General features: G+C 74.2%; 15 protein-coding genes and 1 pseudogene. 10 read left to right on the forward strand and 6 right to left on the reverse strand.

From position 1 onward, the window contains the following. Positions 1 to 86 precede the first annotated feature (86 nt). Positions 87 to 1,010, reverse strand: a complete 924-nt coding sequence (locus ABD323_RS02220; RefSeq protein ID WP_344438370.1) for a C1 family peptidase — start codon at positions 1,008 to 1,010, stop codon at positions 87 to 89. A gap of 419 nt (positions 1,011 to 1,429) precedes the next feature. Here ABD323_RS02220 and ABD323_RS02225 point away from each other — a divergent pair, with 419 nt between their 5' ends. Then, positions 1,430 to 1,780: a hypothetical protein gene (locus ABD323_RS02225; protein WP_344438372.1), complete on the forward strand. Its 351-nt coding sequence runs from the start codon at positions 1,430 to 1,432 to the stop codon at positions 1,778 to 1,780. Between the two features lie 243 nt (positions 1,781 to 2,023). Then, positions 2,024 to 2,518 (forward strand): PH domain-containing protein, encoded by a 495-nt coding sequence (locus ABD323_RS02230; RefSeq protein ID WP_344438374.1) that lies wholly within the window; start codon positions 2,024 to 2,026, stop codon positions 2,516 to 2,518. A gap of 92 nt (positions 2,519 to 2,610) precedes the next feature. Here the strand turns inward: ABD323_RS02230 and ABD323_RS02235 are convergent. The 4 genes and pseudogenes from ABD323_RS02235 to ABD323_RS02250 all read right to left on the reverse strand — a co-directional run. Next, a pseudogene (locus tag ABD323_RS02235) lies at positions 2,611 to 2,928 on the reverse strand (XRE family transcriptional regulator); the annotation flags it as partial. An 11-nt stretch (positions 2,929 to 2,939) separates the two neighbouring features. Then, a complete protein-coding gene (locus ABD323_RS02240) occupies positions 2,940 to 5,075 on the reverse strand; it encodes a tetratricopeptide repeat protein (RefSeq protein WP_344438376.1) in 2,136 nt (711 codons plus the stop codon). Further along, positions 5,072 to 5,482, reverse strand: a complete 411-nt coding sequence (locus tag ABD323_RS02245) for a hypothetical protein (RefSeq protein WP_344438379.1) — start codon at positions 5,480 to 5,482, stop codon at positions 5,072 to 5,074. The genes ABD323_RS02240 and ABD323_RS02245 overlap by 4 nt, the downstream gene beginning before the upstream one ends. A gap of 163 nt (positions 5,483 to 5,645) precedes the next feature. Next, positions 5,646 to 6,197, reverse strand: coding sequence for a YciI family protein (locus ABD323_RS02250; protein ID WP_344438381.1), 552 nt, complete (start codon positions 6,195 to 6,197; stop codon positions 5,646 to 5,648). 123 nt (positions 6,198 to 6,320) lie between these two features. On the opposite strand from ABD323_RS02250, the gene ABD323_RS02255 reads away from it, so the two are divergent. From ABD323_RS02255 to ABD323_RS02265, 3 genes are read left to right on the forward strand one after another with little or no spacing between them, the layout of a single operon-like run. Further along, on the forward strand, positions 6,321 to 7,742 hold the full coding sequence (locus tag ABD323_RS02255; RefSeq protein WP_344438384.1) for an SWIM zinc finger family protein: 1,422 nt from the start codon (positions 6,321 to 6,323) through the stop codon (positions 7,740 to 7,742). Continuing rightward, entirely contained in the window at positions 7,739 to 10,348 is a 2,610-nt protein-coding gene (locus ABD323_RS02260) for a DUF7824 domain-containing protein (protein ID WP_344438386.1), read from the forward strand. Before ABD323_RS02255 ends, ABD323_RS02260 begins: the two co-directional genes overlap by 4 nt. Positions 10,349 to 10,407: 59 nt before the next feature. Continuing rightward, entirely contained in the window at positions 10,408 to 10,779 is a 372-nt protein-coding gene (locus tag ABD323_RS02265; protein ID WP_344438388.1) for a hypothetical protein, read from the forward strand. Between the two features lie 55 nt (positions 10,780 to 10,834). Here the strand turns inward: ABD323_RS02265 and ABD323_RS02270 are convergent, their stop codons facing one another. After that, positions 10,835 to 11,065, reverse strand: a complete 231-nt coding sequence (locus tag ABD323_RS02270; RefSeq protein WP_344438390.1) for a hypothetical protein — start codon at positions 11,063 to 11,065, stop codon at positions 10,835 to 10,837. A 384-nt stretch (positions 11,066 to 11,449) separates the two neighbouring features. Between ABD323_RS02270 and ABD323_RS02275 the strand changes: the two genes are divergently transcribed. The 5 genes from ABD323_RS02275 (at position 11,450) to ABD323_RS02295 (ending at position 18,957) form a co-directional block, all read left to right on the forward strand. Beyond that, positions 11,450 to 11,623, forward strand: a complete 174-nt coding sequence (locus ABD323_RS02275) for a hypothetical protein (RefSeq protein ID WP_344438392.1) — start codon at positions 11,450 to 11,452, stop codon at positions 11,621 to 11,623. A gap of 305 nt (positions 11,624 to 11,928) precedes the next feature. Next, positions 11,929 to 12,702, forward strand: a complete 774-nt coding sequence (locus ABD323_RS02280; protein ID WP_344438393.1) for a leucyl/phenylalanyl-tRNA--protein transferase — start codon at positions 11,929 to 11,931, stop codon at positions 12,700 to 12,702. 388 nt (positions 12,703 to 13,090) lie between these two features. Beyond that, positions 13,091 to 15,997 (forward strand): helix-turn-helix transcriptional regulator, encoded by a 2,907-nt coding sequence (locus tag ABD323_RS02285; protein ID WP_344438395.1) that lies wholly within the window; start codon positions 13,091 to 13,093, stop codon positions 15,995 to 15,997. An 89-nt stretch (positions 15,998 to 16,086) separates the two neighbouring features. Then, positions 16,087 to 17,427, forward strand: coding sequence for a glycoside hydrolase family 10-like protein (locus tag ABD323_RS02290; protein ID WP_344438397.1), 1,341 nt, complete (start codon positions 16,087 to 16,089; stop codon positions 17,425 to 17,427). A 129-nt stretch (positions 17,428 to 17,556) separates the two neighbouring features. Beyond that, entirely contained in the window at positions 17,557 to 18,957 is a 1,401-nt protein-coding gene (locus ABD323_RS02295) for an MFS transporter (RefSeq protein ID WP_344438399.1), read from the forward strand. The last annotated feature ends 5 nt before the right edge of the window (positions 18,958 to 18,962 follow it).

An 18,962-nucleotide genomic window follows, 5' to 3' on the forward strand; every position in this document is an offset into this window, starting at 1 on the left:
CCGCCCTGGGCGCCGCCGCCCGGACCGCGGGATCCGCACCACCGAGTGGGCGGCGGCGCGGACCCCGCGGAGTTCCTGTCGCTGCGTCAGGCGAGCTTGCCCATCGCGTGCGCCTCGTCGACCACACCCGCGTCGAAGAAGCTCCACGGGAGGTTGGCGAAGCCGCCGTTGCCCCAGCTGTCGGTGCCCCAGCTGTTCTCGATCGTCACGCCCTGGTCGGTGTAGCCCACGATGGTGATCTCGTGGCCGCCGACCACCGGGTCGCTGCCGCTGTCGCCGGGCAGGTAGCTGTAGTCCGACGCGGTCTGGGAGTTGAGGTCCATGAAGCTCTGCTGGACCGTGAAGCCGATCGGCACCGGCTCACCCCGGGAGATCGCGTTCTCGATCGCCGTGCGCGCAGCGGGGCCGCTGGTGGGCAGCGCGACGAAGCCCGAGAGCCGGTAGTTGGCCGCGTTCGCGGTCTCGTTGGCGTCCGGCTGGGTGGTGTAGTCGGTGGTTCCCTGCCAGTAGTCGGACTGGGTGTCGATGCCCTGCTGCTGCTCCATCGGCAGCGCGACGCTGGCGTAGGTGCCGGTGTCGTTGCCCTGGGCGATCTGCGAGTAGATGTACATCGGGGCCATCGGCGCGCCGCTGATGCCCTGTTCGTTCATCAGGACCCCGTAGCCCGTGTAGCCGGTGGCCCAGGTGACGCAGGAGCCGACCTGGCCCTGGTCGCCGGGCGAGAGCGCGTACTGGGTCAGGTCCGCGCTGGCCGGCGCCGCGCCCGAGCGGGCGAAGGGCGCGATCGCGTTCAGGGCCTGGACGGTGGCGGCGGCTGCGGCGGGGCGCAGCGCGTGCTGGTGGGCCGCCTTGAGCGCGGCCAGGTCGAGACCGGTGGCGAAGTGCTTGTGGTGCGCGTGGTGTCCGGCCGGCCGGGCGTCGGGGGCCACCGCCGAGGCGGTGCCGGCCAGGGCCAGGCAGGACGACAGCGCGAGGGTGCCGGCGATGCCGATCGCTATGCGGGAACGCATGGATGAGCTCCTTGTGGGGGTCACCGACCGCTGGGGGGCGGCCGGCGCGCCGTACCGCACCCGCGCGTGCGGGCGGCCCGGTACGGAGAGCGAAATGTGGGGGTCGCTCCGGTTGACGCGACGTCAGCCGGGGCGCTGCTCACCGTAAGGGGCTGGAGCTGTACATGTCATGAGCAGAACACGACAATGGCGGGAAGTTGCCAGGATTCTCTCAGGAATTGACAGCGAGCTCACAGGAAGTCAGGTTCCAGTTCAGCATCGACGCAAGCGAGCTGGCCGGCGAGCCCGTTCCACCCCGAGGCTCCGTCGCGGCAAGGCCGCTGGTCCGCGCCGCGCGAGGCTCCCGGGGAGAATCGGTTCTGCTCCCTGGCCCTTCCTAGAGTCGTCCCCAGACGCCTCGTTGGAAGGAACCCCGCTCCATGAAGCTCCGCAGCGCCGCCGCCGCAGTGACCACGGCCGCCCTCGCCCTGGTCCTCTCCCTGCCCGGCTCGGCCTCCGCCGCCACCGGCAACTTCCACTACACGTACACCGACAGGCACGGCGAGGAGCGCCACGCCACCCTGCACGACCCGCAGGCCGAGCGGTGCATCAACCTGCACCACGTCAACTCCGACGAACACCCGCCCGCCTACGCCCCGCACAACGAGACCGACTCCTGGGTCACGGTCTACGTCGGCACCGACTGCCAGGGCGCCCACTGGCGCCTCAAGCCCCACGGCAAGCGGGCGACCGACCAGCTGAAGCTGCGTTCGGTGCGCTTCGACACCTGACCCCCCCCCCCCCCCCCCCCCCCCCCCCCCCCCCCCCCCCCCCCGGCGCCCGTGCGCGAGGCCGGCCCGGCCCGGGCGGCGGAGCCTTCCTCCTCGGGATGGAGCCGTGCCCGGTCGGGGTGGAAGGCGTCCGGCCGAAGATCACGCGACCGGGTCACCATGCTCGAACCGGCCCCCGACAACTGGCTTCCACCCGGTGCCTCCACGACAATGACGGTCGGCGGCAGAGTGAGCGGGGGAACTGTGAGCGATCGGCGCGACGGGCAGCACTACTTCAAGGCGCCGATCCCGTATCGGCGAACGGGCCACAGGACCTTGGTCCTCTTCCCCACCGCTCTGGCCTGCGCCCTTGCCTTCATCCTCGCCGCAGGGGCCAAGGGCCGGAATCCCGCGATGATCGCACTCTTCGCGGCCAGCCTGATCGTCGCCTACGTCATCGCCGCCTCCTTCGTGGGCCCCTTCTGCGGCAGTACCACGGTGAACACCTCGGGCCTCACCACGCGGACCCTGCTGAGGACACGTGTGGTCACCTGGCCGCAGGTGCAGTCGTTCGGGTTCTCACCGGAGGTCAACCGCGGCATCGATCACTGTCTCCTCGAGGTACGCCTGCACAAGGGACGGGCGGTCGTCCTGCCGGGCGTCGTCGCTTCGAGCACCGATGACCCGGAAATCCGGTCACGCCTCTCGGAGCTGCGGGCCGCGTGGGCCGCGGCCCAACCCGATTCCACGATCGAGTAATTCGGCTCGACTTCAGGTGTCGGCCACGGCCGCCTGCCGGGCCTCACAGGCGGCTCCCTCCCCGCAGCGGCGGCATGTCGGCAACGACCTCCTCAGCGCGGGGGCGCGCCACGCTGCCAGAGCTCCTCGGCATGCTCGGCGAAACGGTCGAACAGTCCGTCCTCCTGACCGCGCCGCAGGTGCATCATCGGCGAGTCGTGTCCGACCGCACGGGCGAGGTGCGGCGTCACCAGCGCGCTGTGGTCGAACCGGAAGACCGAGAGCCCCACGTGGTTCGGCCCGTCCTCGGGGGCGCTGAACCGGGATTCGACACCGCTCACCCCGCCCACCGCGGCCAGCTTGGCGATGTTCTCCAGGGTGATCCGGATCCGCGTGGAGACCGAGAGCGCCACGTCCTCCAGCAGTTCCCGCGGCCACCCCCTCAGCGCGGGGGCCCCGAGCTGCGGAACCGGTCAAGGAGGCCCTGCGCGTAGAGCGTCCACGGGTGCGCCGGTCCCAGCACCCTGGCCCGGCCGTCGACCAGCAGCTCCGCGTGCTCGATCGCCTCCGGGTACTGGCCGAGGGCACCCAGGACCGCGCAGAGCGTCGAGCGGGCGTTCAACGCCAGCGGGTAGTCGGATCCGAAGCGCTGCACGAGATGGGCAACGGCCGCGCGGATGTGGGGAAGTGCGTCGGCCGGCCGTCCGGCGTCGCTGAGCGCGTAGGCGTAGTCGAGTTCGGCGGCCAGCGTGATGGAGTGGCCCTCCCCGAGTTCGCGACGGCAGTCCGCGATCAAGGTCTCACTGGCCTCCGCCTCCTCCGGCTGCGCGGAGGTCTCGCTCACCAGGGCCGCTCGGGCCAGGAGCGAGAGCGGGTGCAGGGGCCCCCACAGGCGGGTCCGGCCCTCCGTCGCCCGTCGGATCAGTGCGACGCCTTCCGCCCGCTGTCCGAGATTGATCAGGGGCCAGGCCAGTCGCAGACACGCTTCCAGGGTGTCCGGCGCGTCCGGGCCCAGCACCCGTTCGCAGTCCGCGAGCACCTGTCGGTACCGGCCCAGGGCCTCCTCGAACCGGCCCAGACGGTACAGCGACCGTCCCACCCGAAGGCGCAGCCGGAGCACGAGGACGTTCTCCTCACCCAGGCTCGCGGCCGCCAGGTGCACGGCCTCGCCCGCCAGGCTGAGCGCGGCCGCGTAGTCGCCACTGCGGTGGACCGCGGTGACCACCCGAAGGGCGCACTCCGCCGCGGCCTCCACCGTCGATCGACCGCACGCCCAGCCGATGGTTCGCCGCAGCAGCGCGCTGACGTGCGGCACCAGCAGGGTCACTCCAGGGTCCTGCGGCCCGCGGTCGGGCACCTGCGGCGCCGCGGCCAGCAGCAGGCGGGCGGCCGTGGCCGCGAGCCGTTCGCGCTGCTCGGCGGGCGTGGACCGGGCCACGCTGTCGAGGAGCACGCCGTGCGTGCGCAGGCAGCGCAGCCCGTGGGAGACGAGCTCGGCGAGGGAGTGCTCGAGCAGACCACGCAGCGCGGGTTCCACGCGGAGCGCGGGGAGTTCGGGATCGAGTTCGGCCCCGGCCAGCAGCGCGAGCGGCAGCGGGTCACTGGCCCAGCAGGCGAGCAGGCGCAGCAGGTGGCCCGACTCGGGCAGGCCCTGGGCGGCGAGCGCGTCGACGGAGATCTGCCAGGTGCGGCTGAGCAGGTGACGGGAGCCGTCGCCGATGGCGCTGGCGCCCTGGTCGATCAGGTCGATGGGGTCGGGGTGCGGGCCGCTGGTGAGTTGGCGGCCGTAGTCGGCGAGGGTCCAGGGGGAGATCACCTGGTGCGCGAGGAATCCGCCGGCCAGGGTGAGCGCCAGCGGCAGCCGGCCGAGGCGGTCGGCGACCTGCGCCGCGTCCTCGACCGACCCGGCGTGCGGGGCGAGGTCGCGCAGCACGAGAGCGGCGTCCTGGCGTGGGAGCACGCCGAACTGCAGGAGTTCGGCGCTGGGCCACCAGCGGGGCGCCGCCTGCCGGGTGGTGACGACGACGGTGCCGGCCGCGCTGGTGCGCAACCAGCCACCGTCGCGCAGGATCTCCGGAGTGTCGGCGTTGTCGAGGACCAGTAGCCAGGGCTGGTCGGAGCGGTCCAGATAGTGCCAGACGAGATCGGCGGCAGGGCGCAACCCACTGCGCGCACCCGTCAGTTCACCGTCGGTGGCGCCCCGGTCGGCCGCGACCGCGAGCATGCCCGAGCGCAGCGAGGCGCTGTCGGAGGCGTTGACCCAGAGCCCGATGCGCCCCGCCTCGGTGGTGGCGTGCTGGAAGAGGGTGTAGGCGACGGCGGTCTTGCCGCAGCCGCCGAGGCCGTGCAGGACGTAGACGCCGTTGCTGGCACCCGGCTCGACGGCGGCCCGCAGGCGGTCCATCTCGGCGACACGGTCGCGCAGTTGGAGGGGTGCGCGCCCGATCGCCGGTCGGCGTACCGAGTCGGGGCCCGACCAGCCGGGGGCATGGTGGTGGTGCTCGATGATGTGCTGGTCGCCGGAGGCCTGGTAGACGCGGCCCTGGCCATCGGCGCGGGCCTCGTTCCCGGTGCTCACTGCTGGCTGAAGTTCTGGTCACGGCCCGCCTGGTAGACCCGGGCATGGCCGGAGGCGGTCGCGTGCTGCGTCACCGAGGGGACCACCGGCGGGTGCGGGGCCAGTTCGTCGATCAGCGTCCGCAGGGCCTCCCGCTCCTCGGGGTGCGCCACGAGCAGCCGGCGCACCCGGCCCTGCCACTCCGCGCTCAACTCCGCGCGGGAGTCGGCGTCGCCGCCGGCTTCGGCGGCGAGCAGGTCGCTCCGGGTCGCGTCGAGTTCGGCGACCACGGCCTCGGCCCGCTCGGGCTGGACGCGGCGCCACAGGGAGGCGAAGCCGTCCCTGGTGCGTTGCCACGCGTCCGTGGCCAGCAGGGTGACCAAGGTCGTGCCCGCCGTGCTCGCCAACGCAGCCATCTCCGGATCCACGAACTGCCCCTCCCGCCGGCCGAAACCCCCTCGTCCAGCGTAGCCACTGGGCGACGGCGGTGGCCACCGGTCCCGACGGGCCGTTGGCGACCCCGCTGTGACGAAGGGGACGCCGAGCACACCTCGGGGTCGCGGCGGTGATGCCGGCCTGGACGGCCTCAGGTCACGCCGGACGCCCGCCGAACTGCCAGAGGTGCACCTCGATGTCGGCGTACCGGTCCTGGGTCAGGACGGCCCGTGCCGTCTGCGGGTCCGGCGCCCGGACCAGCGCCGCCGTTCCCAGCCAGGTGCCGCCGTCGTCGGACAGCAGCGGCCCGTAGGCGATCAGTTCGGCACGGTCGGTCGGCACGGCGAGGTCGGCGGCCCGCCCTGCGCCGAGGCCGAGCACGAGGTACCGGTTGCCGCCGTCCCGGCCACCGGGGAAGTCCCACATGGTGCGCCCCAGCGTGTTGCTCCACCGTCGCAGCAGCACGTCCCGGTAGACACCGGCCTGGTAGCCCGGCTCGTCGAAGGCGAACGCGCGGGCGGCGGCGGGATCGGGCAGGTCGACGATGTGCACGCTGCCGGTGGGAGCGTCGCCGTCGCCGGTGAGGGTCGGGCCCCGGGCGATCATCCCCTTCGCGAACCGGTCCATGTAGGACCAGTGCTCTTCGAGCAGTTCGTCGCGCAGTGCCAGGGAGTCGGGCCGGTCGCGGTGGTAGCAGAGGAACTCCATGCCCGTAGGGTCTCTTCCGGCCGGTCGCCAGGTCGAGCGGATTTCCCTGCGCTCCCCGTCCGGGCGCCGGCGATCCCCCTGGCGGTTGCGGGCCTGTCGGTGCGGGGTTCTAGCGTTCTCACCATGACGCAAGCCGTACAGACGTACGCCTACCTCCGCTCCTCCGCCGTGCGCGAGAACAGCAGCGGACGCAGCCTCGCGCTGGAGACCTCGGGTGGGGCGACCCCGACCGGAGCGGCCGCCAACCCCCGGTTCTTCAGCGGGTTCCTGACCGCGCCGGCACCCGCCGCCGCGGCCCTGCTCGCGGTCGCCGACGTGGCCGCCACCCGGTACTACCAGCCGTTGCGGCCCGCCTCGCTCGATCCGGTGGTCACCGCCAACGGCGACCGGCTGCGCTTCGAGTCGTTCTCCGGGTGCTGCGGCGTGTACGCCCGCCTCGACGTGCTCGCCGAGGGACTGGACGGCGACGACATCGGCCACGGCACCACCAACGTGGACGTCAACAACCCGCTCCGCGAGGCGCTCGGCCTGATCGGCGCCGCCGACCCGCTGCACCTGGCCGTCGGACCGCAGGCCCTGGAGGTCACCACCCTGGACGGTCCGCTGGTCGAGAAGAAGGTCCCGCTGCCGGAGCGCTGGCTGCGCGGCTTCGCCGAGACCCAGGTGGTGGCGGCCGGGTTCGACCTGCGCGCCGAGGTGCCGGCCGCCGAGGCCGTCCGCTTCCTGCGCTCGCTGCCGCGCGGGACCGGCCGCGCCGGCGCCCGCACCGCGCAGTGGGTGGTCGCGGCCGGCCGGACGCTGCGCCCGACCAGCCGGCCCGTCCCCGGCGCGGTCTGCCTGCCGGGCCCCGAACGACTGGCCGCGCTGCAGCGGGTGTTGCGGCACGCGCTGGCCCTGCGCGTGTACGGGCCGCCCGCCGGCCCCGCGCCCGCGGCCGCCGCCTGGGAGGTGCTGCTGCCGGGCATGCGGCTGACCCTCACGCTGTCGCCGGACGCCTCGCGCGGCTTCTCCGGCGAGGGCGGGGTGCTGGACGCGCTCGCCACCGGGGACGCGGCCGCCGACGCCGAGCTCGTCTCGGTGCTGCTGGCCTGGGAGCCGCGCATCGACCCGGCCGAACTCGCCGAGCAGGCGGGACTGCCGGTCGCCCGGGTGCGCGCCGCGCTGACCCGGCTCGGGACGGCCGGTCAGATCGGCTACGACACCGCCGAGGCCGCGTACTTCCACCGCCAGCTCCCGTACGACTCCGGCCGCGCCGAGACGCAGAACCCACGGCTGCGGGCGGCCCACGCACTGGTCGCGGCCGGCGCGGTGCGCCCCGAGCCGGGCGGCGGCGCGCTGGTGAGCGTGGACGACCACGTGCAGCGGGTGCGGGCGGGGGCGGACGGGCGGCTGAGCTGCACCTGCCTGTGGTGGGCCAAGTACCGCGGCGGGCGCGGGCCGTGCAAGCACGCGCTCGCGGTGAGCCTGACCCGGAGCGCAACGGCCGCCGGCACAACGGTCACGGCCGCGACCGTGGGGAGCCAGAGGGTGGAGGGGACGCGATGAGCCTGATCGACCTGGTCCGGGCGGGCGACGCCGACGGCGTGGCCGCCGAGTTGGCCGCCCTGACCCCGGCCGAGCGCCGCGCCCACCTGCCGGAGCTGAAGGCGTTCCGCCGGGAGATCCGCGAGGACTGGTGGCAGAAGCCCGCCGTCACCGAGGCGCTGCTGATCGCGGGGGCCGGCTGCCACACCGCCGCCACCGAGGCGGACGCCTGGCTGGGCGGGGCGGAGTTCAGCCGCGGCAACGGCTGGCGCCACCCCGCGCTGCTGGCGGTCGTGGAGAGCCAGCCGGTGGAGTGGCGCAGCACGGTGGTCGCCAGGATGGCCGCGCGCCGCAGGGCGAACTGGTGGTCCGACGAGTACCAGTTCCTGGAGCACCTGGTGCTGACCACCGGCTGCCCGGTGCCGACCACCGAGGCCTTCGTCGCGCACTGGTTCACCGACCGGGGCTGGCAGCGCGACCGGGCCCGGCAGCTGACCGGCGGGGTCGTCGGCCGCACCCTGTGGAAGCGGCTGAGGGCCGACCCGTTCGTGCCGCTGCTGGTCCCGCACCTGTTCGAGATCGACGAGATCGGCGCCGAGTTCGACAGCGCGCGGCATGCCCAACTGGACGGCGGCGGCTGGGCCCGGTGCCTGGCGCGGCTCGCCGAGGAGGGCGTGCTGGACCGGGCCGAGCTGATCGACCGCTGCCTGGCCCGGCTGCTGCGGGGTGGGCGGCCCAGCGACCAGCGCGGCTTCCTGACGCTCCTGGAGGTCTTCGCGCCGACGGCCGAGGAGAACGCGGCCCGGGTCAGGAGCTACCTCGCGCTGCTGGACGCGCTCTCCACCGTCGCCGTGCACGCCCAGCAGGTGCTGGCCGACCTCGACGCGGCGGGCCTGCTGGCGCCCGGTCTGCTCGGCGAGGCCGCCGAGCGGGTCCTGTTCCGCACCGAGAAGAAGCTCGTGCGCGGCCAGTTGAGCTGGCTGGACAAGGCGGCGCGGCGCGACGCGGCCCGCTCCGGCGAGGTGGTGCTCGCGGCCGCGGAGGCCCTGGGCCACCCCGACCCCGACACGCAGGACCGCGCGCTGAAGGTGATCGCCCGTCACCTCGCGGCGGCGGGCGAGGGGGTGCTGCCGCGCCTGCGGGAGGCGGCCGAGGCGCTCAACCCGGCCCACGCGGCCCGCGCCGCCGAGCTCTTCGGCGTCGAACTCCCGGCGCCCGCCGAGGCGTACGAGGAGCTGCTGCCGCTCGCGCCGCGGCCCGGGCCGGTGCCCGGCCCGCTGGGCAGTCCGGCGGAGGTGGCCGAGGAGCTGGGCGCGATCCTGGCGGGTGACGCGGACGTGATCGCCTTCGAACGCGCCCTCGACGGCCTGGTGCGCCACACCTACCGGGACCGCCCCGCGCTCACCGAGGCGTTGGAGCCGGTGCTGCGGGTCCACCCGTGGTCGGGCACGCGGTGGATGGACTGCTCGCCCTGCGACATCCTGCACGTCGCCGCGGTGGCGGCCCGCCGCACGGCCCCCGAGCTGCTGCGCAGCACCCACCGCGCCACCGCCTTCGGCAACCTGCTCGCCGGCCGCCTGGAGGAGGCGGCCCGCCAACTGCGGTCCGGCCGCACGCCGTTCCTGCTCGCCACCCCGACCCTGAGCACCGGCGCGCTGGACCCGGCGGTGCTGGTCGAGCGACTGGCGGGCTACGAGGCGGCGAACGCGGACGTCGGCCCCGCCGACTTCGCGCAGGCCCTGCTCCGGGTCGTCCCCACCGACGACCCCGCGGTGCTGGCCGCCGCGGACCGGCTCGCCTCACCGGCAGGACGGCGTGCCGCCCGCTGGCTCAGGTCGGGCGGCCTGCCCGCCCAACCCTCCACCCGACTGCGCCTGATCCCGCAGGAGGACCGCGGGTTGGACCGGTGGCAGGCCTACGACCTGCAGGGCGCCGTGCTGACCGTGATCCAGCAGCCCGGCGCGGTGCTGGACGAGCCGCTGGCCGCCGACGCGGCCGAGCTGGTGGGGCCGCTGGTCCACTCGGGCAGGCGGACCATCCGCTACTGGCGTGCCTCCCCGGTTCGGCACTGGCTCGCCACCCTGCCCCACCACCGCGAGGAGCTGGCCGCCCGGCTGCTCGACGCCTTCGCGAACGTGGACGGCAAGGGCGTGGCGCAGCTGCTCCCCTACCTCGCCGAGGCCGACGGTCCGGCCGGCCCGGCCGTCCACCTGGCGGTCGGCTACGGGCTGGGCGCCCGGCTGCCCGAGGACCGCGCCGCCGCCGTGGACGCCCTGCTGGTGCTCGCCGCCCGGGGTGACCTGGACGGCCCGCTGCTCGGACGGGAGTTGGCGGAGCTGGTGCTGATCGGCGCGGTGAAGGCCAACCGCCTGACCGACGCCGCGCACACCGCCGCCGCGACGGGGGCGTACGGCACGGTCTGGTCGGTGCTCGCCGCAGCCCTGCCCGGTCTGCTCCCGACCAGGCCCGTGCGGGGCGCGGGCGAGCTGCTGGCGGTGGCCGCCGACTGCGCGCGGCGCAGCGGTGCGCGGGGACCGATCGCCGAGGTGTCGGCCACCGCGGCGCGGGGCGGGACGAGCCGGGTCGTGAAGGAGGCCCAGGCCCTGCGGGAGGTGCTGGCAGGATAGGGCACCGCACGCCGCACACCACTCACTCCACTCACCACACTCAGCACGGGGGAAACACCATGACCAGGAAGTTGGCTCTCACCGCCGGAGCGCTCGCCCTGATCGCCACGCCGCTGCTCACCGCGACGTCGGCCTCCGCCACCACCTCGTGGGTCCGCCAGACCATCTCGGCCGGTGGCTGCGTGGCCGAGCAGACCATCCTGGAGGGCTACAACAACAGCTCCCACGAGTACCAGCAGGGCGTGCTCACCTCGACCGGGGGCCACGTCTGCGAGGTGGCGATCATCCAGTTCATCAACGGCTACGAGGGCACGGTCTCGGCCTTCAGCCGGTCGGTGACCCCCGTCTACTACGACGGGCCCACCTACCAGGACATGGTCGTCCTGGAGGACCGCACCACCGGCGCCTCCATCAACAGCAGCCTGTACTAGGGACGTTCACCCGAGTGGGCCCGGCGTCGCGTCGCGTCGCCGGGCCCGCACGGGGTCAGTAGAAGCGGACGGAGAGGCGAGCGGTCTGCGGAGCGACGTCGCAGAAGTAGATGACCGCCTGCCCGCTGTCCACGTAGGCCTGGCCCGCGGCGTTGCACGCGGCAGCATTCGGGTACATGCCGATGTAGGTGAGTCCGGACGCCTGGGCGGCCGGGGCGGCGATCAGCCCGCCCACGACCACCATTGCGGCCAGGGCCATGGTGGAAACCGCTGTGCGAAGTGCCATGTCGGTGCCTTCCTCCCTCTGACGCGAGCACCGGCGTCCACAGCCCGGCGCTTCGTCGTGAGATCCTCCACCCCCGCCGAGGCCGAAGCAATTGGTAGAGACCAATTCGGCCGGAAGCCGCGGAGACCGTCGTCGCAGCCCACCCCCGGCCTCCGTGAATCGGCCGAACGATCACTTGCCAGCAGGGCTTTGGGGACTGTACGGGCGATCACGCCCACCGGCCCGCCGGACAGGGTGGAACCAGCCGGGCCCGGCCCAGGGCTCGGGCCTGCGCCGGGGGACCGTGCGTGGGCGGCCCGGGCGAAATATGGGTGAGGGTCACGCATGTTCGCGACCGCCGTCGTTGCCAGGCTGTGCGGACCAGCAGACGAGGGAGACAGAGCGATGACGTTCAAGACTCAGGGCACGGTCCGGGCACTGGCGACGATGGCGCTGGTGACGCTCACCGCCCTGGCGGGCCTGACGACGGTGGCGGCGGCCGGCGGAGCGGCGACGCCCTGCGCCGTCGGCAGCCACGCCTGCGCGGTCCGGGCCGACGGCGGCACCGGCAACGGCTGAGCCGCGCCGACCCGATGACGGCACGGGCCGGGCGTCGGTCACCGGCATCAGGTTTCACCGCCGGCAACTGCGAGCACAACCCCCGTTCCCCGCACCAGCCCGAGCACCCGTCCACGAAGTCCACCGAAGTCCACGCAATCAGCGCAGTCAGCGCAGTCAGCGCGAGAAAGCGGCCACGACCATGGGGCAATTCGACCCGCGTCCACTGCGGCCCGATCCGGCAGGCCGCGACACCTGCGAAGTCGGCCGGTCCGGCCCCGGCCGGTCCGGCGCGATCCCGAGGCGGACGAACCATGATCGGTGACATGCCCTGGGAGTGGGTCGACCTGTCGGCGGCCGAGCTCGACCTGCCGGTCGCCATCGGCGGATCGACCGAGCCGCACCGGCTGCTGGAGGCCCACCGGCACGGCGCCTTCCCCTTCCCCCGCCACCGCGACCACGCCGCCGCGACCCAGCGCGCCCGCTACGCGCACCACCTGGCGGACGGCCGGATCACCGCGTTCCCGGCCGTGAAGAGCGTCGACGCCCGCCCCTTGACCTGGTGGAGTCCGGCCCGGCGGCCGGTGATCCCGGTCGGGGCCCGGCACCTGTCCAGCTGCCTGCGGCACAGCGCGGACGACACCGGGCCGCAGTGGATCGTCAGCTGCGACCACGCGTTCGCCAGCGTGGTCGAGGACTGCCAGGAGCAGGCCGGCTCCAGCTGGATCACCGACGCCTACCGCGCCTCGCTGATCGCATTGCACGAGGCCGGCTGGGCGCACAGCATCGAGATCTGGCACGAGGACACCCTCATCGCCGGACTCTTCGGCACCGGGATCGGCAACGTCTTCAGCGTCGACTCCGCCTTCGGCCGTCACCCGCACGCGACCCGGGTGGCCTTCGCCGACCTCAGCCGCCGGCTGCACGGGCTCGCGGAGCTGATCGACATCCAGGTACCGCACGACTACGCCACCGCCCTCGGCACCCGCTCGGTCACCCGCGCCGAGTACCTCGAGGCGCTGCTGGCGGTGGACCTGCCGCTGACGATCCCCACCGGGGTGCTGGCGGTGCGGCCCTGGGCGCCGACCGCCCACGGCTGAGTACGGCCGAGCGCGGGTGAAGCCGTTCGGCGCGGGTGGACCAGGGTGGGCACGGGTCGTCGGTATCCGGAGCGGTCACCACACTCACCACCGCCGGCACGCAACCGAAATCCCACCCCCGTGCGTGTTTCCCTGCGACGGCGACGGTGACGGCGATTCCGGAGACGGCTGACGTCTCCCGGGACCCCTGGGGCCTCTGACCTCGGGTCTCGCGCCCGTGCCTGGTGTCCGATCGGCGCAGGATCAGCTGAATGGAGCTGAATGACGCCGAATACGGCCGAATCGACGGAATCCAGCACATTGACAACACTTTGCGCGGCTTATTCCAGCAGATAAAGGTCTATGACCGCATAACCCACTTGAGTCGGGGTAGATTGCGCGGGTGCAGATGTCGTCGCCGTTAGTGATCGGGCGTACCGAAGAACTCAGCACCCTCAAGAGCGCGCTCACCGGAGCCCGATCCGGTCGGGGCGGCGCCGTTTTCATGGCCGCCGAAGCGGGCCTGGGCAAATCACGCCTGGTCCAGGAGTGCATCGCGATGGCCGAGGAGGACGGCATGGCCGTGCTGCGCGGCCGGGCCACCCAGGCCGGCGCCGCGGTGCCGTTCCGTCCGCTCACCGAGGCGCTCTTCTCGATCGTGCGCTCGGGCGCCGTGCCCGACGACCCGGACCTGGCGCCCTACCGGCCCACGTTGGGGCGGCTGATCCCCGAGTGGCGCGACGCGGCCCCCTACGCGAGCGACGACTCGCCGGTGGTGCTGGCCGAGTCGGTGCTGCGCCTGCTGGGCGTGGTCGGCCGCGGACGCGGCGCACTGATCTGTCTGAGCGACCTGCAGGACTGCGACGCCGAGACGATGGCCATCGTCGAGTACCTGGTCGACAACCTGGCCGGCCTGCCCGTCCTGCTGCTGGCCACGGTCCGTTCCACGCCCTCGCCCGCGCTGCGGCTGGCCCACTCCAGCGCCCGCCACCGGGTCGCGCGGCTGCTGGAGCTCACCCCGCTGACCGACCCCCAGGTGGCCCAACTCGCCGCCGGCTGCCTGGAGGTGGGCGAGGCCGAGCTGCCGGCGGGCGTGCTGCGCTGGCTCACCCAGAGCGCCGACGGCAACCCCTTCATCGTGGAGGAACTGCTGCGCGGCGGCGTGGACGCCGGGGCGCTGGCCCGCACCGAGAGCGGCTGGCAGCTGGTCGGGGGCATCCCGCGCGACCTGCCGTCCACGGTGGCCGCCAGCGTCAACGACCGCGCACGCCGCCTGGGCCCGCAGTGGCACCGGGCGTTGCAGGCCGCCGCGATCATCGGGCGGCGCTTCCCGCTGGACGTGCTGCAGAGCGTCTGCGGCCTGAGCGACGACGAGTTGCACGCGCTGGTCCGGGCCGGTACCGAGGCGCAGCTGCTGGAGCCCTCCCGGACCGCGCCCAACTGGTGCACCTTCTGCCATGGTTGGGCCGCCGAGGCGCTGGCCGGCGGGGTACTGCCGGGCGAACGCCGGGCGTTGGCGGCGGCCGCGGCCGCCGCGGTGGAGGCGCTCTCCCCCGAACTCCCAGGCGAGTTGTGCCAGTTGGCGGCGCGGCTGCGACTGGGCACCGGTGACGAGCCGGCCGCCGGCCTGCTCTACGCGATGGCCGGGCGCCGCGCGCTGGACGACGGCGCGGCGGCCTCGGCGCAGCGGCTGCTGGAGCGGGTGCTCGAACTGATCCCGGCGCACTCGCACGCCGCGCGGCGGGCCGAGGTGCTGGAGTCGCTGCTCTACGCGCTGACCGAGGCGGGCGACGTCGAGCAGGCGCTGCGCCGCGGCGCCGACCTGTACGGCTCGGTGCTGCTCGCGCCGCAGCAGCGCGCCGAGTTGCTGACCCGGCTCGCCTGGGTCTGCGTGGTCGGCAACCACTGGGAGAAGGCCGCCGAGCAGGTCGCGCTGGCCCGCCGGCTGCTGTCCGACGACGCCTCGCCGGCCCATCTGGCCCCGCTGGACGTGGTGGAGGCCCACCTGCTCACGCTGGCCGGCAGCCAGGGCGACGACCGGGCCGCGCGCGCCGAGGAGTTGGCCCTGCGCGCGGTGCGCACCGCGGAGGAGGTCGCGCTGCCGGCCACCGCCTGCCAGGGCCGCCAGGTGCTCGCCCTGCTCGCCCGGCGCCACAGCTTCGACGACGCGGACGTCCACCTGCGCCACATGTTCGCCACCGCCGACGCCCACGGCCTGCCGATCTGGCGGTTGCGCGCCCAGATCCGGCTGGCCACCAACGAGTTGATGCGCACCGGGCAGGCCGAGCAGATCCTGCTCGCCCGGCAGGCCGCACTCGCGCTCGGCGCCGTCACCGCCGGCTCGCAGGCGGACTCCACGATGGCGATGCAGCACGTGCTGTACTGCGAGTTCGACCAGGCCGAGGCGCTGGCCGACCGGCTGCTGGAGGCGAGCACCCGGATGCACCAGGAGGGCGAGTCGCAGTTCTGCCTGGTGATCAAGATCGCGGCGCAGGCGCACCAGGGCCGCCGCGAGGCGATGCGCGCGATCCTGGCGGAGTTCCGCCAGCGCGGCGGGGAGCAGTCCTTCCACGCGCCGGTGGTCTTCGGCCACCGGGCGATCTGCGCCCTGCTGGGCGAGGACCGGCCGGGCGCGGAGGCCGAGATGGCGCGGGTGCGCGAGTGGGAACGCACCCACCCCACGATCTACTACCAGTCCGGCCGCTACGGCCTGGGCGTGCTGCTGGAGGTGCTGGCCGGCCGCGCGGGCGAGGAGCTGCTGGCCGAGACCAGGGCCGCGCACGCCGCCCAGCTGCGCTGGAACCTGCAGTTCGTGCTGGCCGCCGAGGCGGTGCTGCTCGGCCGGGCCGGGCGGGCGGACGCGGCGGCCGACACGATGGCGCGGGCCAGGGCCGCCGCGGCGCCGTTCCCGATGGCGCGGCACCTGCTGCTGCGGCTGGTCGCCGAGGCGGCGCTGGCCGACGGGTGGGGCGAGCCGGTCGACTGGCTGCGGGCGGCGGAGCAGCACTTCCACGGCGTGGACGTGGCCGCGATCGCCGGTGCCTGCCGGGCGCTGCTGCGCCGCGCGGGCGTGCGGGTGATGCAGCGTCGCACCGGAATCGGCGCCGTCCCGGCCCAGTTGGCGAACCGCGGGGTGACCGCGCGGGAGTTCGAGGTGCTCACCCTGCTCGGCGAGCGGCGGGGCAACCCGGAGATCGCCAAGCTGCTCTTCATCTCGCCGCGCACGGTGGAGAAGCACGTGGCGAGCCTGCTGGACAAGCTGGACCGCGCCGATCGCCACGAACTCTCCGAACTGCTCAGCAACCTCCTGTTGTAGGCCCTCCCGTTTGACCCGAAGGGCTGGCGGTCGGCGGCCGGGCGGCGTTGCGCCCGGACGGGTCGAAGGGCGCGGGCCACACTGCCCGGATGCCCACCTCCGCACCGCTGCCCCGCCGTCGACTCCTCGCGGCGGGTGGCGCGGCCGCCCTGACCGGCCTGGACGCCGCGGCCCACCCCGCGCGGGCCGCCACGCCGACGAACGACCCCGCGACGACCGCCCCGCCCGCGAACGACCCCGCGACGACCGCCCCGCCCGCGAACGACCCGGTGGCCCCGCAGCTGCGGGCCGTCTGGATCGCCACCGTCCGCAACCTGGACTGGCCCTCCCGCCCCGGCCTGGCACCCGAGCAGCAGCAGGCGGAACTGCTCGCCCTGCTCGACAGCGCGGTCGAGCGGCGCCTGAACGCGGTGATGCTCCAGGTCAGGTCGCTGGCCGACGCGCTCTGGCCCTCGCCCCACGAGCCGTGGGCGGCCTGCCTGACGGGCGTCCAGGGCCGCGACCCGGGCTGGGACCCGCTGGACTTCGCCGTCCGGGAGGCCCACCGGCGCGACCTGGAGCTGCACGCCTGGTTCAACCCCTACCGGATCGCCCTCACCCCCGACCCGACCGAGCTCGTGCCCTGGCACCCCGCCCGCCTGCACCCCGAGTGGGTGGTGCGCTACGGCGACAGCCTGCTCTACGACCCCGGCCTGCCCGAGGTGCGCGGCTTCGTGCAGGACGCGATGCTCGACGCGGTCGCCCGCTACGACGTGGACGGCGTGCACTGGGACGACTACTTCTACCCCTACCCGATCAGCGGCCGGGTCTTCGACGACGACGCGGCCTTCCTGCGCCACGGCGGCGGGTTCACGGACCGGGCCGCCTGGCGGCGCGACAACGTCGACCGGCTGGTCCGCGGGACCGCCGAGCGGATCGCGGGGCTGAACCGCGCGCCGGTCACCGGCTCGGGCCGGCCGCGCCGGCCGGTGCGCTTCGGCATCTCCCCGTTCGGCATCTGGCGCAACCGGCGCAGTGACCCGCTGGGCTCCGACACGTCCGGCACCGCGTCCTACGACGACCTGTACGCCGACACCCGCGGCTGGGTCCGCAACGAGTGGATCGACTACGTCGCCCCCCAGCTGTACTGGTACCTCGGACAGCCGGGCAGCGACTACGCGAAGCTGGCGCCCTGGTGGGCCGAGGTGGTCCGCGGCACCCGCACGCGGCTGTACGTGGGTGAGGCGCTCTACCAGCAGAGCGCCTCGGCGCAGTCCGCGGCCTGGCGGGACCCGGCCGAACTCTCCCGCCACCTCGCCCTCACCCGTGACCTTCCCGAGGTGGCCGGCCATCTCTTCTTCAGCGCGCGGGACGTGGCGAGCGATCCGACCGGCGCCATGCGACAGGTCGTCACCGACCACTACCCGACCCGGGTGCGGGCGCCTCGCTGAACAAATATCTTGACGTCGAGATTCATGTCGGGCAAGCTTCCCGACGGAGTATCTTGACGTCAAGATACTTGCCAAGCGATGCACAACGCGATGCACGACCGAGCGAAGCCAAGGGAACGGGGGCCGACGATGCGGCGCGGCGCGGGCGGAACGAACGGCAAGCGCGACGAGAGCGGCGAGGAGAGCACCGGCGGCACCGGCCTGCTGGCGCAACTGCGCCACCCACCGGGCGGCCGGGACGCGCGAACCATGCTGCTCGCGCAGTTCCTGGACCGCACCGGCAGCGGCATCTGGGGCGCCGCCTCGGTGCTCTACTTCACCTTCGTGGCCCACCTGGAGGCCCGTCAGCTGGGCCTGCTGCTGGGCGCGGCCGGCATCTCCGGCATCGTCGGCTCCCCGCTGGCCGGCCGGCTGGCCGACCGCCTCCCGCTGCGCCCGCTGCTGATCGGCTGCCACCTGCTGCGGCTGGGCACCTTCTGCCTGCTGCTGGTCTGCTCCGGCTTCGCGGCGCTGCTGCCCGTGGTCGCCGTCACCTCGCTGGCCGAACGCGGGGCCAAGACGCTGGAGATGCTCTTCGCCACCCGGTTGGCGGGCGAGCGGCGCTCCACCTACCAGGCGCTGACGCGCAGCGCCGCCAACGCCGGCTACGCGCTGGGAGCGGGGATCGCCGCGATCGGCCTCGCCGTGGGCACCGTCGACGCCTACCGCGCGCTGATCCTGGGCAACGCGCTCTCGTTCCTGCTGGCCGCCGCCCTGGTCTGGTCGCCCCGCGAACCGGACGGCGGCGGGCGGGTGGTGGCGACGGGACCGGCCCAGGCACCGCAACCCGCACAGGCGTCGCCCGCCGCGGCGGCGCGGCCGGCGCCCCCGGCGAGCCCCTGGAGGGACCGCGGCTACCTGCTCTTCGTCCTGCTCGACATCCCGATGAACCTGGACGACTCGGTGCTCAACGTCGGCCTGCCGCTCTGGCTGGTGCACCACACCCGGGCGCCGCACGCCGTCGTCCCGGCCTTCCTGGTGCTCAACACCGTCCTGGTCGTGGTCCTGCAACTGCGCGTCTCCGCCCGGGCCGAGGGCGCGCGCCGGGCCGCCGGAGCGGTGGCCGTGTACGGCGTGACGCTGCTCGCCGGCTGCGCGATCCTGGCGACGGCGACCGGCGGCGGCGCCACCAGCGCCTCAGCCGCCCTGCTGCTCGCCGCGGTCCTGGTCACCGCGGCGGAGCTGATGCGCTCGGTGAGTTCCTGGGAGCTGGCGGTGCACCTGGCGCCACCCGGGGCCCGGGCCTCCTACCTGGGGGTGGCGGGGATGTCCCAGTCCGTCCAGAAGTCCGCCGGTCCGCTGCTGCTCACCGGCGTGGTGATGACCGCGGGACCGGCGGGCTGGCTGGCCCTGGGCGTGGCGGTCGCCGGGCTCTCGCTCGTCCAACGGCGGGCCTGCCTGCGACGACTGGCGAGCGGGTGGGCCGCTGCCGGGGTGATTGCGGTGCCGGCGGCGGCCCCGCCTGCGCGGTCGGCCGTGCGCAGCGGCTGATGCTG

Origin of the sequence: Kitasatospora nipponensis, assembly GCF_039528135.1 — a bacterium.
GTDB classification, from domain to species: domain Bacteria; phylum Actinomycetota; class Actinomycetes; order Streptomycetales; family Streptomycetaceae; genus Kitasatospora; species Kitasatospora nipponensis.